Genomic DNA, 19736 nt, shown 5'->3' with positions numbered 1-19736 from the left:
ATTTGATACCTGATAAGATATTCCCCGACAAACCGATGGCTAAGAGGAAGAATCAACACTACGTTCCTAAGTATCTACTGCGAGGATGGACGGACGACGAGATGGTTGCTGTCTACAACCTGAAAAACGAGGAGGAGTACCCTCGAACCAATATCTCCCACCTCTGTTCCGAGGACTACATCTACGGCGGACCTGAAGCTGAGGAGAGCTTAGATGGACTGGAGAGTATCCACGCACGGATAATCAGGGACCTCCGCAAGTATAGGTCATTTGATGTTCTTGACGAAATTGAAATACTGCACTTCTGTGCGTTTGTTCTCCTACAGCGGAATCGTACGAAACAGCGAAAGCGTGAAGCCGAGGAGATGACGGATAATCTGATGAAGGAGTACTTGCGCGCCCAAGTGGAGATGGGCGAACTAGACCCTGAGCTACCAAGCGGTAGAAATGCTCTTGACGCACTTGATAATGTCAGGATAACTCAAGAAAACCCGCTCACACTCCCTATGTTTCATGCCCTGGCAGGGATTGATTTGATAATCGACCTTGAAGTGGTCGTATTGGAGAATACGTCTGAGACGAAGTTCATAGTCTCCGACCACCCTGTAGTACTTGATAACCGTCTTTTCAAAGGGAGAGTAAAACGTTCTCCAATCGGGCTACAGAATCGAGGACTGCAGATGTTCGTTCCTATCTCTGAGAACGTTCTAATGATGCTGTATGATGAGGTCTCTTACAATGTAGAATATTCTGACGTGAAGAAACGGCGAGTTGTTACTGACTCAAAGAAAGTAGTTAATGGTCTGAATGACCTTCAAATCATCAATGCGTTGGAGAGCGTCTTTTATCGATATACTGGACGGAAACAAGAATTCAAGGATGCACAGAACCGGCTGACCGAATACGTCAACCAAGAGACGACCACTTTCCAGAAGCTCTCTCCCGAAGAACACGACTTCGATAGTGAAAATGAGATGCTGGAGTTCGGCCAAAATCTTGCGGAGTACTCTCCCTATCTCCCCTTCGTGAGACAGCGGATAGAGGCGGAATTCGTCAGTAGGAGACATCCCGAGCTATCGGAGGGTTGGGAGAACTATGTTGACGCAATCCTCGAAGACGCTCGAAAGGAAGCGGAAGAAGACTGTTGAGTAGGCTAGTCTTCTGTTACACTCTGTAGTACGATTTGTTGCCGGAGGCTTGAGAACGTATATCACCACACGTTCTCAGGGCACTCGAAGCTTTGTTGCCCTAAGACTCATTCGCCGCCAGTAGCGGTTCATGTCCCTATGCCCGACGAGTAGGGATTACCCGATGTCAGACCACGGACTAACCCGACTCAAATCTACCGATTCATCTAAACCTATCTCCCCGAAATCAGTACTATATGGCCTTGTGGCGCAGGTCTATTCTACTTCCGAGAGGTGGTATTTTCCCGTACAACCGCGTATAACGACCTGTATGGTTAACCAAGATAACGCCGCCCGTCTCCCCTACACGGCGACCACCCACGACGAGGCGCTGAAGCCGCTGAAGCGAGCGGGTAAGACATACGACGAGTTGCTTCGACGGATGGCGAGTCAGTACGACCCCGAAGCGGCTCACGACCCGCCACCGGTGGTCAATCAATGACCGACCTGTCTGCAACCGGATGGCGGACCAACAGCGTGCAGTCCGGCGACGTACAGACCGTCCGACGGAACGGACGCGAGTACCTACAGTTCCCCATCGTCCCGCTAACGGAGATGGTTCTTGACTACCCCGAGCAGGGAACCAAAGAGTACCTTCCAGCAGCGAGCATCCAAGAGACCGTCCACCTCTGGGATGGGACGCTCCTGACGTACGTTCACCCGTCGAACCACAACCGGACTGCGCGGAATCCGGATGCGTTCATGGGCGAGGTCATCGGTGCATTCCACGACCCCACCGCACTTGATGGCGGGTCGAAGTTGCGAGGGAACGGCCTCATTGACGTGGCGAAGGCCGAAGCACTCGGTGGGAGTGCAGCGCGATTAGTCGAGTTACTACGAGACGGTAAGCAGGTAAGCGTGAATGCTGGGTACAGTACGATGAACGACGAGTCACGTTCTGGTCGCTACGACGGCGAGCAGTACGACTTGGTGCAGGGACCGCCCCTGCCGGACCACATCGCGGTGTTCCCGAGTGATTCGCAGATACAGGCACGATGTAGCCCCGAGGACGGGTGTGCCGCCCCACGAGCGAACGCATCTCAGGATGCACAGATAGTCAACTAGCGAGCGAGCGACTACGTGAGAGCAAACATGAGCGAAGGTGGAGCGAACGGCGGTAGTAGCGTCTTCCCGAACGCAACGGAGCGAGACAAGGCGATTCGGATGACTCAGCGGGAGAATCCTAGTATCGGACCGGCGTTCAAGAACAACTCCGACGAGACTATTCTATCCGTCGCGCAGACTCTCCTCAATTACTCCCTGCCGGGATGCAACGGTAAGGAGACGTGCGACTCTACGCGTGAGAACGGACAGCGACAAACGGAGGCTCAAGCGCAGATGACGGCGGTTCCGGGCCGGATGAATTGCAACATCGAACGGCATCCATTGCGACAGCGAGACGACTCCGATGAGTACCCCGCAGGTGGTCGGCGTTCGTGGGAACGGCGGAAGGTCGGTCTCAATGGTGTTCCCGAGGGCACCGAAGTCCCGGCAGGCAGTCGGAGCGCATGGGAGGCACGGAAGACGAAGGAGCGACGGCCAAACGGCAGTTCCGATGCGGACGACGACCTCGACCTTCTGACTGGGAGCCAGTCGGCCTACCAGCAGCGATAAAACGCGACAGTAGACGTGGACGAGCAGGCGTGACGTGACCACGACTACCCGCTGACGGCCAAGCAGAGAGCGCAGGAACGCGAAGAGAAGTGGGGACGGTGGAAAGACCTCAGAGACAGACGAAGCGCGTCATGTCCACCAGCAGCGGCAGAACGGCTCGTAGTCTTCTTCCCCCTACTACGTCCGCAGTATGTACATATACATTCTCTATGTACATATACATCTACCCGACCATAGGGGTGTCTGAGAGTTAGTTGGGATTATAGCTGTTGGTTATCGCTATCTGCTCGGTTATTCAGATGACGAGTAGAACCGAATCAATATGTGACTTAAACCACGTGACGGGACAGTGACCGCGGAAACCCTGCTCGGTTCTACCGCATTCTCTCTCGGCGGCTATAATGCGCGAGATGAGCGAACCGAACCTAATTCGCGGACTCGAACAACGCGCAATAGGGTTAGAGACACACCCACCTACACATACACACATACACTAAACTAGTATAGTATGTATACACATGTTCCTCCATAGGTGGGTGTTGATTTTGTTGTTCGCAGGGCCGCTGGCCGTCATTAGTATCGGTGAGCGCGCCAGTGGAAATAGACGGTTTATGAGTGAGAGATTCGCTCTGCAACTACTGGTATCAGAGATTGTGTCGATACAACCCCGCCTACGGATGGCGATTATCGCCGCAATTATCAACTAACCAAAACGTTTTAGTGGCTTGCGGTTTTATATATCGTATGGTGATGTGGTAATGAGTGACAGAGATGAGACGGATACACGAGGTGACGGTCCCCGTGGCTATCACGGTCATCTCTCTGAAGTCTACTCGGAGTCGGAGACGCTTCAAGTAGTTGTAGATATGGATGAGAGGTGGGTGAGTGCTGTTGCTGTCGCTGACCGTCTCGGGTGCCACCACGAGACTGCACGGCGGAAATGTAACGCACTCGTAGAGGAAGGTCGGCTTCAGGCGAAGAAACCCCATCCACGTCGAAAGTTCTACGCTTTGGCGTTAGACGCCGATTCGGACGAGAGCTATGACTGAGGAGATAGCAGACCGAGTAGAAGCGGGTGTACAGCCACCCCTTCTATCGAACCGGTGTGAGGAACTGCCGGACGACGGTGTAACCGTGTCCACGTTAGCGTACGGAGTGCGCTAGCATAGAGATTCTGGTCCATCGTCGTTCGTGAAATTAGTCAGAAGTCAAATACGAACGACAGAATGCCATCCGACAACGAATCAGATAGAGAGCGTACCAATGTCTACCTTGATGTGGAATCGAAGGAGATTGTCAGAGACAAGTTGCCGAACACTTCGGTTGCTGCGGAGTGCCGCCGTGGAGTGAACGCAGCGGCGTACGGTAAGAAAGTAGTTGAGGCAGATGAAAAGAACGACTTAGCACGTAGTCAACTCGATAGTAGTCTATCCGAGATTGAGGACACGATAGAGTGGTTTGAGGAGGCGTCTGAAGAAGAGGGTGCGGACGCGTTTTCAGCTGAGACTGTAGTTGAGAGGCTCGAAGTCCTTCGTGCATCCATCAACGACAACGTTGAGCAGCAGATTCGAGACCGCGAGAAAGCAGCAAAGGATGGGCCTAGTCAGGCCAACGAGAAGCTCGAAGAACATCTCACGGCACTTGATTCTCTCCTTCAGGATGGAACACATGTCTTCCCGGAGCATGGAAGAATCAGAGACGCTGCTAAGGTCAGCGGTATGAGGCCAGAGGATGTCATTGAACTGCTGAAGGAGCGTAATCCGGAGATTCCTGATAGGAAGTTCCAAGAGAAATCTATGGATAATTATCATGCCTGAGACGGCAGAGAACACGCAGATGGCGACGACGTATCCAACGAAGCAGCAGTACCGCCGATGGGGGGAGATGGCCGACAAGCTCGATATGAGCAAATCCGGCTTCATCGCCGCGATGGTTGAGGCGGGAATGAAGAAGTTCGACGAATCGGTCGAACCCGACAAGACGAATCAGGAACTCCGCGAGCAACGTGACGACCTAAAGAACGAACTCGACAACGCCCGCGAACGAATCAACAAGTTGGAGGACCGGCTGTATCACTCCGACTCGGCGGAGATTCGCTGGTTCGTCTCGAAGAACCCGGGGACAGATTTCAACTGCCTCGTTGAACACCTCAGAGCGACAGTGCCGGAGCGGGCCGACGACCACCTGACGACGATGGAAGGTGAGTCGGTCGAAGTCCGCGGTGAGAAGCTCTACCCGACGCCTGAGACCGCACAGGAGATGCAGCAGCGATGACGCACCCAACAAAGTCGCTGGACCCGCATGACCGTCTTGGCGTCTACAAGACGCTAAAGGAGGTGCCGAGTCGCTATCGGTTCTATCACCACGCAGACGCCTACGAGGGGGAGGATACGTGGCAGGAGTTCTGCGAGGAATACGAGTACGAGCAGGGCAATCACGCCCGCTACGAGGAGGAGGTAGACCGCGCTGGCGACTACTGGAAGAACCATATGGATGGACGTGAGCGACACCACGCGCTCGCCATGCCGGACGACGTAGTGACGTGGTGCGCCGACCTGCTAGATGGAGGCTCCGAACGTCGGGCCTATGATTACTGGTTGCGCGTTAATCGCTTCTATGACTGGTTGCAGTGGCACAGCGAGCATCCCCACCGGTATAACCCGGCGTTGATGGCGACGCTCACTGGGGACGCAGCGCACCGTGTTTGGCGATGGAAGGCACGGGAGAATCGAAACAATCGAGCGGAATACCACAGGAAGAAGAATGAGTGACGACCTGACGACGGCAGGCGAAGCCAGTTCGACGGAGAAGATAGCGGCAGCGTTCGGCAAGACGACAGACCCGCTGGCCGAGTTCGAGGAGACGTTTCAGGATATAGACGTTGACCCCTTCGTCCCGTTCATAAAGGAAGTACTGTTGCCTAAAGGCCTACATAGGCACACTCACCGGAACTACCGGGCCGTCTTTCGAGACTGGCGCGAACACATGGAACGAGAGGGACGCCACCCGGCGTGTCCGAGCGACGAGCATGTCATTCGGTTCATCGACTGGCAGCTATCGCCCGACGGAGCAAACAACCACCCGCGTACAGTCAAGGGGAAGCTCCGGAAGTTGAACCGTGCCTATCGGTACTGGCAGGAGTTAGCGGCGTTTCCCCACCCGCAAGACTACAACCCGTTCACCCTCGCCCGCAAGAAGGTCAATCTGGAGGTGCCCGACGGGAAGCAGCACCGCCGTATCTCCGTCGAGGAGCTTCAGGAGATGGTCGAAGGCGTGACGCACCTTCGCAATCGGGCGATAATCTGCTTCCAGTTCAAACTCGGTTTGCGAGCAGGCGAGGTCTCCAACATCAAACTGCGCGATATTGCGATGGAGAACAGCGAGATTCGACGCCACTACCCAGAGATGGGAGCAGAGGACCGGCTTGCCGGTCGAGAGAACGCTATCTACATCCCACCGAACGACGAGCGACCGGGCAACAAGTCGGGACGCGCTCGGATGCTCCCCCTTGATGGCGAACTCCGGCGACTGCTCGCTCGCTACCTACTGGTCCGTCCCGATAACGGCGACCCGTGGCTCTTCCTCTCGGAAACCAGCCACTCACAAATGGACCACAAGGGCGTCAACTCCGTCTGGAAGAACGAGTTCCACCCGGAGTATGCGGAGACGGAGACGTACCGTCCGATAACGAGTCACTTCGGACGCCACCGGTTCTCGACGTGGTGGCGTGTCGAGCAGGACGTGAACCGCGAACTGGTGAAGTACATGCGCGGTGATTCGGTGGAGAAGGGGTCAATGGAGGAACCGATTGACGCCTACCTGCACACCTACTATGAGGATATCGAAGACCTCTACCGCGAGAACATCTACCGCTTAGGCATCTAAATTATAGATAAGAATGGCTCTGGCACAACCTGAGTGTTTCACTGGATAGTATTCTACGACTCGTCGATTCTATACGGTTGAGCGGCCTCGTTAACCTTCGATAACCACTCTTCAACGACGTCCGGGCGTAATACGGATTCGAATTTTTCGATAAACGTGGGATTCTCAACCGAACAGAGTCCAGTTCATCGAAGGAGGGGCTAGTGATAGTGGCGCTTTACTACGTCAAATCGGTATGCTGAGAGAACCGCTCTGGGATAGTACTGTAGAGAGGGCCTGAAAGAAAATCGCCTCACCATATATAAGGCATCCCATTTCAACGTATCTCCTCTCTTGTTCTTCATCTTCAAATTCCTCTGCTGAGTCCACTCGTTCCGAATACGACATCATCTCATGCTGGATATCTCGTGTTGATATGTCTACGTTTTTGCCGTCTACCAGAACCTCTCTGTGATTCTTCAATGCGCCGCTGAATCTTCCGCCGGAAATAGTAGATGGGGATTGTTCAATATCTATTTGCACTTGAAGGAACGTCGTCATCGCTTCAAATTCAGCTCTACCCTCTTCCAATTCCTTTCCCTCTTTCAACTGTTCATAGGCAGACCTCATGTGTTCGTCATGTTCCTTCGCTTCCCTTATCTGAGCACTATCCTCAAACTCAGCTGTTAGCGAGGGTATAGCCAGTATGACTGTTCCAAGAAGACTGAGAACTATTGAAAGGAGAGAGGATAGAAGGGGAAGAGAACAGCCAACCAGAATTTTGCAATCGACAAAGGCTACAACGATACTAAGAATGAAAACAATACCCGAAATCAGGAGTACGTGTTTCTTGGAGATACGCCGCATGGCCGACCTATCTATCTCCTACACACTAAATCCTCAATTGGCCGTCTCTGTCTTCTAATAAGAGCGATAAGACCGACGAGAACGCGGTATCAGCGCGTTCACACCTTGTAGTGTGGTCTCGGTCACTGGGTACGGTGTCAGACAAATTCATAATGGCTAGCAGAATCCGTAAAGACGAATGCTGGGTCAAATCGTATCCGCTATTGGTATTCTCTTGACGGGGGTAGGGACCTTTGTCCGTGTCGTACCCGACTTAGACCGACCCATTCGACGCCGATTTTACCAAAATGCACCTGCCACTCGTGACCTATTTGAACTGAGGAAGCGCGTAAAAGAGAGCGCTGCGGGCAATCGATTTACTATCGAGAATCGCCGTGTTTCGAGGGAACTAGTTGATTATGTGGATTCTCATGGACTGGATGAGCCGCCCGACCGACTGCCGGTTAAGGTGAAGAACGTGGCAGCACAAATCCAAGTTGAGTATCCAAACGGGGACGAACAAATATTCCTTCGTGGGACCCGCGCTCAGAGAATCTTAGTAGAGCTACTGACCCTCTCTATTGAACGTTCATGCCGAAATTCTGGATTGGTTATCGCTGTGATAGGGACGCTTATCGCAATCACTGGTGCGATGCTGTAGCTGGTCAGAACAACCATCTACTAGTAGATGCTGACTCCTCGCGTTCATCAGCGTCGTCTTCCCGACGCCCGTCGGTCCCGAGAAGAGGACGACGCGGTGGCGTTCGTACAGCATCCACAGCAGGGCGACCAGTTCCGTCGGGAGGGACCCGAGTTCGACCAAGTCCACGGGCGTCATCGGTTCCGCGGACTGCTTGCGGATGGAGACGTGCGGGCCGCCCTCGGAGATGACCGGCAGGGCGACGGCGCAGCGAATCGTCTCGCCTCCGTCGTCCGTGCCCGCATCGCCGCCTCGCCCCTCCGGCCGGTAGTTCACCTTCGCGGACGGTTGGCTCGCGCTCAACTCCACACCGTCGGACGCCGCGAGTTGGGTGACGACGTTGACGAAACTCGTCTCGTCCTTGAAGGCGAGGTTCGTCGGCACGCGGTTCCCGTCGACAGACCCAGTCTGTCGTCCCGCCGAAGTCCCTTCGGCGACGTCACCGGAACGCGAAGCGTTCCGGTTGGCAGACGAGATGCAGAGCGTCTCGTCAACGTCGCCGATGCCCGCGCGCGGGATGACCTTCACGCGTTCGCCGACGCGGTTCGCCTCTACGTCTTCGAGGTGCCCGTCTCGGATGGGAATCGTGAGGACGCCCTCGCCCACGTAGTCGCGGAGGACGTAGTACACCAAGTCGTCCAAGCGGTCCTCGGCGAACCGCCGGTCCACGGGAGGAACGGCCAGACCGTACTCGGCGAGTGCGGTCCGAACGCGGTACTCCGTCGCCTCCACCCACGCGCGGGTGTTGCGCGCGGTGAGCTGTCGAGAGAGGAACCGCCGGGCGCGTTCGGCGACGAACGCGCGTCTGTCCTCGACGACTTCGTCCACGTTCGCCTCCCAGATTCGCTCCTTGCACTCGTCTATGAGTTCCTCGTCGCCGGGGAGCAGGTCGGGTTCGAGGACGGCGTACTTCGTCGTGAACCGGTCGTCACCCAGGAGGTGTTCGCGGTAGACGACCACGTCCACGTCGAACCCGCAGAACGGGACGGTGTAGTGTCGAAGCCGTTCGCCCGCGACTCTGTCGGCGAACTCGGCGTCGGCGCGGTACTCGGTGACCGCGGGCGCGTAGTTCCGCGTGTGGACGACGAGCGAACCGCTCCCGTCCTCGTCTCCCACGTCCACCACGTCGATTCGGTCGTCGAGTGCGAGGGGGGTCACCTCGCCGAGCAAGCGCAGTTCCCTGAGGGCGTAGTACTCGATGCGCCGCCGGGCGGCGGGCGAGGCGTCGAGCAGTCGGTCGAACACGCGGCGGTACTTCGGCGGTACGCCGCCCGATGCGCGTTCCGCGGTGCCTTCGCGGGTGAGCGGTCGCCGCCGGTTGACGACGGAGAAGTGCGACCGAATCGCTTCGAGGGCCTCCTCCTCGCGGGGCCCCAACCCGGGTTCTCGAACCTCGTAGACGAACCCGACGCCGTCGGCGTCGTCGCGCACCGTCGTCACCACGCCCGGTGCGACTTCGTACTGCGCCCGAACGTCGGGCGCGTACCACGCGTCGCCGTCCGACGGCGGCACGGGCGCGGGTACCCGTTCGTCCGCCTCGTCCGCCCCCGTCCCCCCGACGGAGAGCGTCGGCCCGCGACTCATCGACTCCTCCGCGCGACGGTCCTCGCTCCGAACATGACGACGACTTGGCTCGTCTCGGTATTTAAGGATAGAGGAACAGTTTCGCGTTTGATAATCGGATGGCGTCGGCGGGACCTCCCGATAGACTCACCGAGGCGCGAGGATTCGGGAGACGGTGCGAATAAATCAGCACATAACACTCGAATGTCAAATTCAGACTAGAGGAAGAGTATAGAACGTGAGAACGGATATTCCGGAGTTGGTGCGACGGAGGGAGGAGGCGGACGCGGAGAACGAGTCGAGGGAGGGTAGGGTAGAGAGCGAGGACCGGGGAAGACCGGCGAGGCGGATTCAGATGCGACGCGTCGGGACGGAGTGCTCCTCGATGGGCATCGCCCGCCGCCACGACCACTCGAACAGGTCCAGGGCCCACTCGTTGGACTCGTCGTCGTCGGCCACGATTTCGGTCCTCGCGTCGTACTCCCCGTCGAGAGTCGGAAGCGAGAGGAACGACATCCCGTCCGTCACGGCGAGGGCGAAGTCGATGTCGGCGATTCGAATCGAGAGGTTCTCCGGCACCGGCACCTCGCCGCCGTCGTGGCGTCGAATCTCCTCGATGACGGCCTCGGTGACGAGGAGGCGGCCCGGATACTCCGCGCACACCTCCCTGAGGGTCTGTCCGAGGTCCGGGAAGTGTACCGGCGCGGCGACGTCGACTCGCTTGGATTCGACGAGACGTTCGCGGATGAGGCGGACGATGCCCGCGGGGTCGGCGTCCGACACCTGAAGCACGTCCGACTTCAGAAGCGACTGCAGTCGGCACCGGAACGCCTTCGGCAGGGCCGTCACGTCGTGTGTCCGCCAGTAGTCGCTGTTCGCCCGGAGCAGGTCGTCCAGTTTGCGGCGGTCGGTCACGACTTCCCGGACGACGAGGCCGAGGCCGGTGAGCGACCACTCGTCGCCCTCGCGCCGGAGCAGACCCTTCTTTTCGAGTTGACTGGTAGCCGCGTAGATACCGGATTCGCTCCCGTCGAGTTCGCCACAGAGGGTCTGCGTCGTCGCGGGCGCGTCCGCCACTCGACAGAGGACCGACTCACGGGTGGCGGAACTCGTGACGAATTCGACGAACGATTCACGCTCTCTACTGCTCATAAAAGGCCAATCGGGAACGGGTGAACCTAAACCCAGCGGAGAGAATCGATTCGCTCGGAGGGCCGAAGAACGGGGACGGGGAACGGCGTCCCCCGGTTGGGAGAGTTCGTCCCGGCACACCGGTCAGGGTCTTTGGGGGGTTTCGGGGCCGTCGTATCTCCACGACACTCCTGCACGGGGAGGTGTCCCGGAGACAATTTTGGATACTCAGCACGACTACTTTAACCTTTACTTAGTTTGACAATAAAGTTCCACCCCGAATCGAAAATTCCAGCAAGTCTGGAACGATTTCTGTAGAGAGAACGAGACCGCGGTAGTAGCCGTTTGACGGGCTGTTCACCGCACACTTGAGCGTTCCGTTCGAGTCCGACGACCGACACGTCTTCGCCTTCGTGTCACCCCGATTTAACTTTAGCCCCCGGAGTCGGCTGCTGCGAGAGGGACCTGAGACGTGCGGCGCGGCGCTCGGCGAGTCCGATTCGTCTCCGGTGGACTGTCCTCGCTCGAAACTACTTTATCGTGCGTCGCGGTATCCCGTGTCGTGAACCGTTCGGCCGGTCGGACGCTCGCCCTCGCCCTCCTCGCACTCGTCGCCCTCGGCGTCGCGGCGGCCACCATCGATACGGCAGTGACCGGCGGGACGGGCGGCGGGGTCGGATCCTCGGGCGCGACCGGTGCCGGACCGACGACGGCGGACGGGTTCGGTCCAGGTCGAACGGGCGGATCGGGCGGAGCGCTCTTCGCCCCCGTCTGCATCCCGTTTCTCACCCGTCCGCTGGTGATGTTCGCCCTTCTCGCTCTGTTCGCGGGACTCGTCGCCGCGACGTACAGGGAGACGCGGTCGGCGCTCCCCGTCGCCGCCGTCCTCGTCTCGTTCGGCGTTCCGGGGTACGTGCTGTGGGCGTTTCTGACGGTCTGTTCGGTCGGCGGGTCGTCGCTCGGCGCAGCGCCGGGGGGCGAACTCCCGAACGTCTCGGTGCCCCGCGGCGGCGGGGGGGTTCCGGGTTCGGGCGACGGGCAACTGACGGCCCCAAGCGTCGTCTTCGGCCTCGTCCTCGCCCTCGCACTCGTCGGAGCGGTCGCCCTCCTCTTTCTCTCGACGGGCGACGACGAGGCGTCCGACGCCGCCCTCGCCGAGGAGGAGGACGAACCGGAGGTGGACGTCGGCGACATCGGGCGGGCGGCGGGCGCGGCGGCCGACAGAATCGAACGCGACGCCGACGTCGAGAACGAGGTGTACCGCGCGTGGGGGGAGATGACCGATCTCCTCGACATCTCGAACCCGAAAGCGAGCACGCCCGGCGAGTTCGCTGACGCGGCGGCGGCCGCCGGGATGGCGCGCGACGACGTGGACGAACTCACTCATCTGTTCGAGGACGTGCGCTACGGCGGCGAGGCGCCGACCGAGGAGCGAGAGGCGCGGGCGGTCGAAGCGCTCCGCCGAATCGAATCGACGTACGCCGACGCGGGGGCCGAGACGTGAACGCGTCCGACCTGACCGCGGCGGCGGGCGGCGTCTTCGTCCTCGGCGGCCTCGCCGGTCTGGCGGGGTACGCCGTCCCCGGACTGAGCGCGACGTCCCTGTTCGTGACGTTCGTCGGCCTCATCGCGGGCGTTCAGGGCCTCCGGTACGCCCTGCGGCGGCGGAACGTGACCGTCTTCGAGACGGAGACGGGCGACACGGAGCGTCGGTACCGGGTTCCGGTTCCGGGCGAGGACGCCGACCGGAAACTCTCCGCGTCGGGCGGGTGGCGCGGCACGCGCGGGTCCTCCGGCGTCCGAGAGCGAATCCGGGACGCCGCGGTTCGAACGCTCGTCCTCCGGGACAACTGCACCGAGGCGGAGGCCGAGGCGCGAATCGACGAGGGGTCGTGGACCGACGACCCCGTGGCGGCGCGGTACCTCGGCGCGGACGCGTCGGTTCCCCTCCGAACCCGCCTCCGCCTCGCCGTCCGCGGTGACGTCTCGACGGTCCGGGCGACGCGGGCAGTCGCGGCGGTCGAACGACTCCGAGACGAGAGCGACCGGCGGCAGTCCGAGGCGCCCCGACGCGCGCGGGACGGGAGGGAGGCGTGATGAACTCCTTCGAGACGAACCGGTGGACCGGAATCGAGGGCGCGGCGCTCGTCGCCGGTGCCGTCGGCGTCGTCGCTCAGCGGCCGTCGTTGCTCCTCGTCGCCGGTCTCGGCGTCGCCTACACCGCCTACGCGTGGTTCGGCGGCGCGCCGACGCCGACGCTCGAACTGACGCGCGAACTGAGCGACGACTCCCCCGACGCTGAGGAACGGGTGACGGTCACCGTCACGGTGACGAACGCCGGCGACGCGACGCTGACCGACCTCCGCCTCGTGGACGAGGTGCCGCCCGCGTTGGAAGTCGTCGAGGGGTCGGCGCGCCTCGGAACCGCCCTCCGACCCGGCGCGTCGGCGACGTTCTCGTACGCGGTGGAGGCGGTCCGCGGCGAACACGAGTGGGGACCGCTGACGGCCGTCGTCCGCAGTCCGAGCGGCGAGGAAGAGCGCACGGCGGAGTTCGAAGCCGAGACGGCGACGGTGCTCGGGTGCACCCCCTCGCTGGGGGCGACGGCGGACTTACCGCTCCGCGGCCTCACGACGCAGTACACCGGTCGCGTGGCGACGGACGTCTCGGGGGTCGGACTGGAGTTCTTCGCCACCCGCGAGTACCGCCACGGCGACCCGCTGAACCGCATCGACTGGAAGCGCCGGGCGAAGACGGGCGAACTCGGCACCGTCGAGTTCCGGGAGGAACGCGCCGCGACGGTGGTCCTCCTCGTGGACGCCCGCGAGGAGGCGTACGTCGCCCCCGCCGAGGGCGACCGGAACGCCGTCGAACGGAGCGTGGACGCCGCGACGCAGGCCTTCTCGTCGCTCCTCGATAGCGGTGACCGGGTGGGCGTCGCCGCCCTCTCGCCGCACGAGTGCTGGCTCCCGCCCGGGACGGGGGACGACCACCGCGTCCGCGCCCGCGAACTGTTCGGCTCTCACCCCGCACTCGCGCCGACGCCCTCCGAGGAGGCGTACTTCGTCGCCGTCTCCATCCGCCGCCTCCGCCGCCGCCTCCCGACGGACGCGCAGGTGCTCTTTTTCTCTCCGCTGGCCGACGACGTGGCGACGCTCACCGCCCGGCGCATCGACGCCTACGGCCACCTCGTGACCGTTGTCAGCCCGGACCCGACGGCCGGTGACAGTCCGGGACGCCGCCTCGCCCGAATCGAGCGCGAGAACCGAATCGACGGGCTCAGACGGGCCGGCATCCGCGTCCTCGACTGGGGGGAGGAACCCCTCGCGACCGAACTCGCCCGCGCCGCGCGGCGGTGGTCCGCGTGAGCGAGATAACCCGCTCGCCGCCCGTCCTCGGGTCGTCGCTCGCCCTCCTCGCGGCGACGGTCACCCTCGTCTCGGCGACGCTCGCATCGCAGAGCGCGGTTGCGCCGGCGGCGGCGGGCGTCCTCCTCCTCGGCGTCGGCCTCTACCGCGCCTCGCGCCGCCTCCTCACGTGGGGGGCCGCGGCCCTGTTCGCGAGCGTCCTCCTCGCGGGCGTGCGGGGCGGCCCCCCGGAACCCGTGCTTCTGGCGGCGCTCGGAACCGCGTTCGCGTGGGACACCGCGGACCACGCCCTCGGCGTCGGCGAGCAACTCGGGCGCGAAACCGACTCCTCGCGCCTCGTCGCCGTCCACGCGGCGACGACGCTCCTCGTCGGCGTCTTCGGGTCCGCCGTCTGTTACGCCGTCTACCTCGCCGTCGGCGGCGGCCAACCCGTCTCCGCGGTGGTCCTGTTGCTCCTCGGCGCGGTGGCTCTCGTCTCCGCGCTTCGCGGAAGCGGCGAGTCCGACCGGAGGGTCGGACGCGGACGCCGGCGCTGATCAGTCGAGCGTCGGCACCGCGACGCGTTCGAGAACGTCCGCGACGATGTCGGCTTTCCGCATGTCGTTCACCTGCGCGTCCGGCGTGAGAACGAGTCGGTGCGCCAGCACGGACGGGGAGACGCGTTTCACGTCGTCGGGGGTGACGTACTCGCGGCCCGCGAGGACGGCGTGCGCGCGGGCGGTTTCGAGCAGTCGTTGCGTCCCGCGGGGGGAGACGCCCACCTCGACGCGCCGGTCGGTGCGAGTCGCCCGCGCCACGTCCGCGACGTACCTGAGCACGTCGTCGTCCACGCGCACCGCCTCGGGGGCGCGGCGGAGTTCCGCCACGTCGTCGCCGCGGAGGACGGACCCCACCTCGGGGCTCCGCGCTTCCCGTCCGAGGCGGCGGCGGAGGAGTTCGACTTCGCCGTCGACGTCGGGGTAGCCGACCTCCGTCTTGACGACGAAGCGGTCCACCTGCGCCTCCGGGAGGGGAAAGGTTCCCTCGCTCTCGACGGGGTTCTGCGTCGCGATGACGAAGAAGGGGTCCGGGAGGGCGTGCGTCTCGCCGTCCACCGTCACCTGCCCCTCCTCCATCGCCTCCAGCAACGCGGCCTGCGTCTTCGGCGGCGCGCGGTTTATCTCGTCGGCGAGGACCACGTTCGCGAAGATGGGGCCCTCGGAGAACTCGAACGTGCGGTCCGACTCGTTGTAGATGTTGGTCCCGGTGACGTCCGAGGGGAGGAGGTCCGGCGTGAACTGCACGCGCGAGAAGGAGAGGCCGAGGGCGGTGGCGACGCTTCGGGCGGTGAGCGTCTTGCCAGTCCCGGGCACGTCCTCTATCAGGACGTGACCGCGCGCGAGGACGCCGAGGAGGATTCGTTCGAGGAACGCATTGTCGGCGACGACGGCCCGCGACACCTCGCGGAGTACCTCGTTGCACGCTTCGCTCGCGTCGGGGATGTCCATGCCTGTCACGCGTCCGCACGCGACTTAGTAGTCTGGGTCACGCCCCCGATGTCTGCGAAAATCGAAACCGATTAATGAACCCCGCGATTACGAACGTGTGCAAGCCGAGGTAGCCTAGCCCGGCCAAGGCGGTAGATTCGAAATCTACTGTCCATTCGGACACGTGAGTTCAAATCTCACCCTCGGCGCTTCTCCGAACGTCACCCGGCGAGAGACCTCCGTGTCTCTCGCTACGCGTGACGTGCGTTGTGCGCCCTACTGAGATTTGAACCAGCAAGCGAACGCAGTGAGCGAGTGAGGTTCACAATCTCACCCCCGGCGCGTTCTCGCAGACTCGACCCTCAAGCGGCGCGTTTCTGCGCTCCGTCGCTTCCCCCGACGGCCACCGACTTCGACCGGTCGGCGAGGGCGCGGTTCATCGCGTGGTAGTCCCGTTCCGCGTCCTTCCGGACGACGAACGGCACGAGGAGTCCCGAGAGCGTCTCGGTGTTTCGGAGGCGCGTGCCGCCGTCCGGCCGCGGTTCCAACTCGAAGGCGTGGCGGGCGGCGAACAGGCCGGGGACGGGCAGTCGGGCCGTCCAGACGAGCGTTCGCTCCGGTTCGACCGTCTCGACGCGCGCTTTGAGCGTCGCGGGGCGCGACCGACTCGGTTCGACCCGGAGGGCCACCTCGCCCCCCTCCCGAACCTCGCCGGACGCCCACACCGTCTGGGGGTTCCACTCGCTGTACGCCGATACGTCGGTGAGGGCGTCCCACACCGCCTCCGGCGGCGCGTCGATGTCCATCTCGGTCTGTATTCGCTTCATCGCCGCTCTAGGAGGCGACGCGAGATATTGAACCGCGCGCTCGACCCCCTCGGGCGGAAGTTACCACGAACGTACCATCTCTGGGCCGCACCAGCGCCCTCGGTCGGTTTTTACTTTCACTCTCCTAGGCTGAGGTACATATCATTTCACGCCGTAGTGAAAGTATGCACGCGAAGACAGTCGAGAAACGAGCGGTCCGTCCGAGCGAGACGCAACGAATCGACGTGACGGACGTCTCCACGTGGGACGTAGCGGAGTTCGCGCGGTCCAACCTCGAAGGGATGGACGTTCGATTCGAGCGACGCCCCGGACGGACCCACCTCGTCGCCGAAGCGGACCGCTGACGGCTTCGACTCTTCGCCGCTATCGACGGACGAGAGAGCGGTCGCTGGCGGCGTGCGGCGTCGGGGAGAACGAGTCGCCGGGCGAGGTGCCCGACTACCGGGCGACCCCGGTCAGTCGTCCGCCTGCGGCGCGGGTTTCGACTCCTCGGCTTCCGCCTGCAGGAGTCGGTCGAGGGCGTTCACCATTGCGTCCACGCTGGCGCGGGTGATGTCCGCGTCCGACGCGGCGACGGTGACGGAGTGGTCGCCGCGACTCATCTCCACCTCGACGGTGACGACGGCGTCCGTGCCGCCGGTGATGGCGTCGACGTGGTAGGAGTCCAGTTGCGCGTCGGCGTCGGGTCCGAGGGCGGAGCGAACCGCCTCGACGGCGGCGTCCACCGGTCCGCTTCCCGTGCCCGAGGCGACGCGTTCCTCGTCATCCACGCGGAGGCGGACGCTCGCGGTGGGCGTCCCGCCGCCCGACGCGGCGGTGAGGTCCACCAGTTCGACGCGCCTGTCGCGTTCGCGGCCCTGTACGTCCTCGGCGATGGCGAGCAAGTCCGCGTCGGTGACGCGCTTGCCTCGGTCGCCGAGCGCTTTCACGCGTTCGACGACGGCGGCGAGTTCCTCCTCGCTCACGTCCACGCCGTGCTCTTCGAGTGCGGCACGGACGCCCGCGCGGCCGGCGTGCTTGCCGAGGACGAGGCGACGCTCCCGACCCACCGTCTCCGGCGGGTACGGTTCGTACATCGTGTCGTCCTTCAGCGTGCCGTCCGTGTGGATGCCGCTCTCGTGGGTGAACGCGTTCTCGCCCACGACGGCCTTGTTCGGCGGCAGGGGCACGCCCGTCGCCATCGCCACCTTCTGTGCGAGGTCGTACAGCTCGTCGAGTTTCGCCGTCTCGACGCCGTAGCAGTGCGACAGCGCGATGGCGACCTCTTCGAGTGCGACGTTGCCCGCGCGTTCGCCGATGCCGTTGACGGTGGCGTGGACGAGGTCCGCGCCCGCCGCCAGACTGGCGTAGACGTTCGTCATCCCCAACCCCAAGTCGTCGTGGGTGTGGGTGGACGTGGGACCGATGTCCGCCAGGCGGGCGACGTACTCGTACGTCGTCTCCGGACTGGCGTGTCCGACGGTGTCGGCGTAACAGAGGCGGTCCGCGCCCGCGTCGTACGCCGCGCGCATGAGGCGTTCGAGGAAGTCGAGGTCCGCGCGGGACCCGTCCTCGCCGATGACCTCGACCCAGAGGCCGTGGTCCTTCGCGTAGGCGACGAGCGCTTGGGTCTTCTCGACCACCTCGTCGTGCGTCGTGCCGACCTTTCGCTCGATGTGCTTGTCGCTTCCGGGGACCACGATGGTCACCCCGTCCACGTCGCAGTCGAGTGCGAGGTCGACGTCGTTCTGCACGCCGCGGGCGAAACTCGTCACCGTCGCGTCGAGTCCGAGCGACGTGACCTTGCGGATGGTCTCGCGTTCGCCCTCGCCGGTGCAGGCGCTACCGGCCTCGATGTACGGGACGTCGGCCCTGTCGAGAGCGCGGGCTATGTCCGCCTTCTCGTCGGGCGTCAGCGAGATACCCGGCGCTTGCTCTCCGTCGCGCAGAGTCGTGTCTAGAAGCTGTACCCGGTCGTCTGAATCCAAAACGGATGTAGGGGTGTTGTTGGGGTTACCCCCGAATAAATCGACCACGAGTCATGTGCTCACACACTCCGTTGCCGTGGATGTACTTAAAACGACCCCTCCCGACAGATTTTGTCCGTCGGATTCGCGCCTCACTCGATGCGAATCGTGTCGCCCACGTCCACGTCGTCGGCCGCCCCCGCGGGGAGTTCGACGATGGTGTCGGCGACGCCGAACCCGACGCCCGTCCACGCGGAGAGGCGCTTCTTCTTCTTGACTTCGCCGCCGCAGAGCCAGAGGGCGTCGATGGGGAACGGAACGAACACCATGTGGAGACTCCGCCTGTCGGTGTCGTCGAAGGGGAAGACCAGGGCGTAGTCGTCGGGGACGTCCCGGCGGAACATCAGCCCGCGGGCTTTCGCGAGGAAGGAGTCGGCCACGTCGACGTCTGCGGCCAGCGTTCGTGTGTTCCCGTTTCGGAGGTGTTCGACCTGCACGCGTTGCCTTCTGCGGTCGTCCTACAAAACAGTTCAGGTCGCGTACGTGTCGGATAACCGGCTGGACGGTCGCTCCGACTCCGGCGGACGCCCCGCCGCCTCGCGACGGAAGAACGAAGGCCTCCGGAGTCCGAAGCGACGGACATGGAGAAGACGCCCACCGGGACGCCCGTGGGGGTTGACGACCCGTACGACCACGCGGGCGTCTGCGACCACCTCACGGGCGACGGGCGGTGCCGGTTCGCCCTCGACAGGGCGGGCGACGACCCGGCGTTCGCCGCCGCGCGCCGCGCCGACGACTACGAGTGCCTCGTCGCCGACGAGGAGTGCGACTGGCGCGACTGCCCGCACTACCGTTCGACCACCGACGGGCGCGAGTGCGTCCGGTGCGGACTCGAAGAGGTCCGGATGGCCCACGAGTCCGATAGCAGACCGCTGTTGGAGGAACATCACCTGTCGTACGGGAGCAGTAGCGACGTCGACGAGCGACGCTCGTCGGGCCGCGAGGCTTCGTCTCGCGACGCCGACGAACCGAACCACGAGATAACCGTCGCCCTCTGTCGGTGGTGTCACACGAAGGTCCACAAGTCGTTCGCCCGCATCGACGACGACGCCTCGCCCGACCCGGAGGCGTTCGCCGCGCGCGAGGAACGCCGGACGAAGGAACAAGCGGAGTTCGGCTTCCAGTCGGCCGCGGACCGGTTCGGCGACGAGTGAGGGCCGTCCG

Annotated in this window: 20 protein-coding genes, 1 tRNA gene and 1 pseudogene; 15 read left to right on the top strand and 7 right to left on the bottom strand. The window is 62.6% G+C overall.

What is annotated here, in order from left to right; genetic code table 11:
- The first annotated feature begins 35 nt into the window (after positions 1-35).
- From ACFQEV_RS16200 to ACFQEV_RS16165, 8 genes are all read left to right on the top strand, one after another.
- A complete protein-coding gene (locus ACFQEV_RS16200; protein WP_379698270.1) occupies positions 36-1148 on the top strand; it encodes a DUF4238 domain-containing protein in 1113 nt (370 codons plus the stop codon).
- Positions 1149-1458: 310 nt separating this feature from the next.
- A complete protein-coding gene (locus ACFQEV_RS16195) occupies positions 1459-1629 on the top strand; it encodes a hypothetical protein (RefSeq protein ID WP_379698267.1) in 171 nt (56 codons plus the stop codon).
- Complete coding sequence (locus ACFQEV_RS16190) at positions 1626-2252, top strand: hypothetical protein (RefSeq protein ID WP_379698264.1); 627 nt, start codon at positions 1626-1628, stop codon at positions 2250-2252. Before ACFQEV_RS16195 ends, ACFQEV_RS16190 begins: the two co-directional genes overlap by 4 nt.
- 1307 nt (positions 2253-3559) lie before the next feature.
- A complete protein-coding gene (locus tag ACFQEV_RS16185; protein ID WP_379698261.1) occupies positions 3560-3850 on the top strand; it encodes a hypothetical protein in 291 nt (96 codons plus the stop codon).
- Positions 3851-4027: 177 nt separating this feature from the next.
- On the top strand, positions 4028-4618 hold the full coding sequence (locus tag ACFQEV_RS16180; protein WP_379698259.1) for a hypothetical protein: 591 nt from the start codon (positions 4028-4030) through the stop codon (positions 4616-4618).
- Positions 4611-5075, top strand: a complete 465-nt coding sequence (locus tag ACFQEV_RS16175; RefSeq protein WP_379698256.1) for a hypothetical protein — start codon at positions 4611-4613, stop codon at positions 5073-5075. Before ACFQEV_RS16180 ends, ACFQEV_RS16175 begins: the two co-directional genes overlap by 8 nt.
- On the top strand, positions 5072-5572 hold the full coding sequence (locus ACFQEV_RS16170; RefSeq protein WP_379698253.1) for a hypothetical protein: 501 nt from the start codon (positions 5072-5074) through the stop codon (positions 5570-5572). Before ACFQEV_RS16175 ends, ACFQEV_RS16170 begins: the two co-directional genes overlap by 4 nt.
- Positions 5565-6686, top strand: a complete 1122-nt coding sequence (locus ACFQEV_RS16165) for a tyrosine-type recombinase/integrase (RefSeq protein ID WP_379698250.1) — start codon at positions 5565-5567, stop codon at positions 6684-6686. The genes ACFQEV_RS16170 and ACFQEV_RS16165 overlap by 8 nt, the downstream gene beginning before the upstream one ends.
- 225 nt (positions 6687-6911) lie before the next feature.
- Here ACFQEV_RS16165 and ACFQEV_RS16160 read toward each other — a convergent pair whose 3' ends face one another.
- From ACFQEV_RS16160 to ACFQEV_RS16150, 3 genes and pseudogenes are all read right to left on the bottom strand, one after another.
- Positions 6912-7532 carry a hypothetical protein gene (locus tag ACFQEV_RS16160; protein ID WP_379698247.1) on the bottom strand — a complete coding sequence of 207 codons (621 nt, stop codon included), beginning with the start codon at positions 7530-7532 and terminating at the stop codon, positions 6912-6914.
- 574 nt (positions 7533-8106) lie between these two features.
- Positions 8107-9795: pseudogene (locus ACFQEV_RS16155) on the bottom strand (ATPase, T2SS/T4P/T4SS family); the annotation flags it as partial.
- 330 nt (positions 9796-10125) lie between these two features.
- Positions 10126-10926 carry a helix-turn-helix transcriptional regulator gene (locus tag ACFQEV_RS16150; protein WP_379698245.1) on the bottom strand — a complete coding sequence of 267 codons (801 nt, stop codon included), beginning with the start codon at positions 10924-10926 and terminating at the stop codon, positions 10126-10128.
- Between the two features lie 541 nt (positions 10927-11467).
- Here ACFQEV_RS16150 and ACFQEV_RS16145 point away from each other — a divergent pair.
- From ACFQEV_RS16145 to ACFQEV_RS16130, 4 genes are read left to right on the top strand one after another with little or no spacing between them, the layout of a single operon-like run.
- Entirely contained in the window at positions 11468-12409 is a 942-nt protein-coding gene (locus ACFQEV_RS16145) for a DUF4129 domain-containing protein (protein WP_379698242.1), read from the top strand.
- Positions 12406-13002 (top strand): DUF7269 family protein, encoded by a 597-nt coding sequence (locus tag ACFQEV_RS16140; RefSeq protein WP_379698239.1) that lies wholly within the window; start codon positions 12406-12408, stop codon positions 13000-13002. Before ACFQEV_RS16145 ends, ACFQEV_RS16140 begins: the two co-directional genes overlap by 4 nt.
- A complete protein-coding gene (locus ACFQEV_RS16135; RefSeq protein WP_379698236.1) occupies positions 12999-14273 on the top strand; it encodes a DUF58 domain-containing protein in 1275 nt (424 codons plus the stop codon). Before ACFQEV_RS16140 ends, ACFQEV_RS16135 begins: the two co-directional genes overlap by 4 nt.
- Positions 14270-14809 carry a DUF7519 family protein gene (locus tag ACFQEV_RS16130; RefSeq protein ID WP_379698233.1) on the top strand — a complete coding sequence of 180 codons (540 nt, stop codon included), beginning with the start codon at positions 14270-14272 and terminating at the stop codon, positions 14807-14809. Before ACFQEV_RS16135 ends, ACFQEV_RS16130 begins: the two co-directional genes overlap by 4 nt.
- Here ACFQEV_RS16130 and ACFQEV_RS16125 read toward each other — a convergent pair whose 3' ends face one another.
- Positions 14810-15760 carry an AAA family ATPase gene (locus tag ACFQEV_RS16125; protein ID WP_379698230.1) on the bottom strand — a complete coding sequence of 317 codons (951 nt, stop codon included), beginning with the start codon at positions 15758-15760 and terminating at the stop codon, positions 14810-14812. It abuts the gene before it with no gap.
- Between the two features lie 103 nt (positions 15761-15863).
- Here ACFQEV_RS16125 and ACFQEV_RS16120 point away from each other — a divergent pair.
- A tRNA-Ser gene (locus ACFQEV_RS16120) sits at positions 15864-15948 on the top strand.
- Positions 15949-16101: 153 nt separating this feature from the next.
- Here the strand turns inward: ACFQEV_RS16120 and ACFQEV_RS16115 are convergent.
- The gene (locus ACFQEV_RS16115; RefSeq protein WP_379698227.1) at positions 16102-16566 is read right to left on the bottom strand and encodes an SRPBCC family protein; all 465 of its coding nucleotides are present in this window, start codon (positions 16564-16566) and stop codon (positions 16102-16104) included.
- 164 nt (positions 16567-16730) lie between these two features.
- Here ACFQEV_RS16115 and ACFQEV_RS16110 point away from each other — a divergent pair, with 164 nt between their 5' ends.
- Positions 16731-16910, top strand: a complete 180-nt coding sequence (locus tag ACFQEV_RS16110) for a hypothetical protein (RefSeq protein WP_379698224.1) — start codon at positions 16731-16733, stop codon at positions 16908-16910.
- Between the two features lie 111 nt (positions 16911-17021).
- Here ACFQEV_RS16110 and ACFQEV_RS16105 read toward each other — a convergent pair whose 3' ends face one another.
- Together ACFQEV_RS16105 and ACFQEV_RS16100 are read right to left on the bottom strand one after the other, a co-directional pair.
- Positions 17022-18581, bottom strand: coding sequence for a (R)-citramalate synthase (locus ACFQEV_RS16105; RefSeq protein WP_379698221.1), 1560 nt, complete (start codon positions 18579-18581; stop codon positions 17022-17024).
- An 83-nt stretch (positions 18582-18664) separates the two neighbouring features.
- Positions 18665-19009, bottom strand: a complete 345-nt coding sequence (locus ACFQEV_RS16100; protein ID WP_379698218.1) for a DUF192 domain-containing protein — start codon at positions 19007-19009, stop codon at positions 18665-18667.
- Positions 19010-19153: 144 nt separating this feature from the next.
- Here ACFQEV_RS16100 and ACFQEV_RS16095 point away from each other — a divergent pair, with 144 nt between their 5' ends.
- Positions 19154-19726, top strand: a complete 573-nt coding sequence (locus ACFQEV_RS16095) for a DUF7097 family protein (RefSeq protein WP_379698215.1) — start codon at positions 19154-19156, stop codon at positions 19724-19726.
- Positions 19727-19736 lie beyond the last annotated feature (10 nt).

The sequence above is a fragment of the Halopelagius fulvigenes genome, assembly GCF_042662625.1.
Classification (GTDB): domain Archaea; phylum Halobacteriota; class Halobacteria; order Halobacteriales; family Haloferacaceae; genus Halopelagius; species Halopelagius fulvigenes.
The sequence above is the reverse complement of the archived record's forward strand: the minus strand, read 5'-3'. Positions and strand labels throughout refer to the sequence as shown.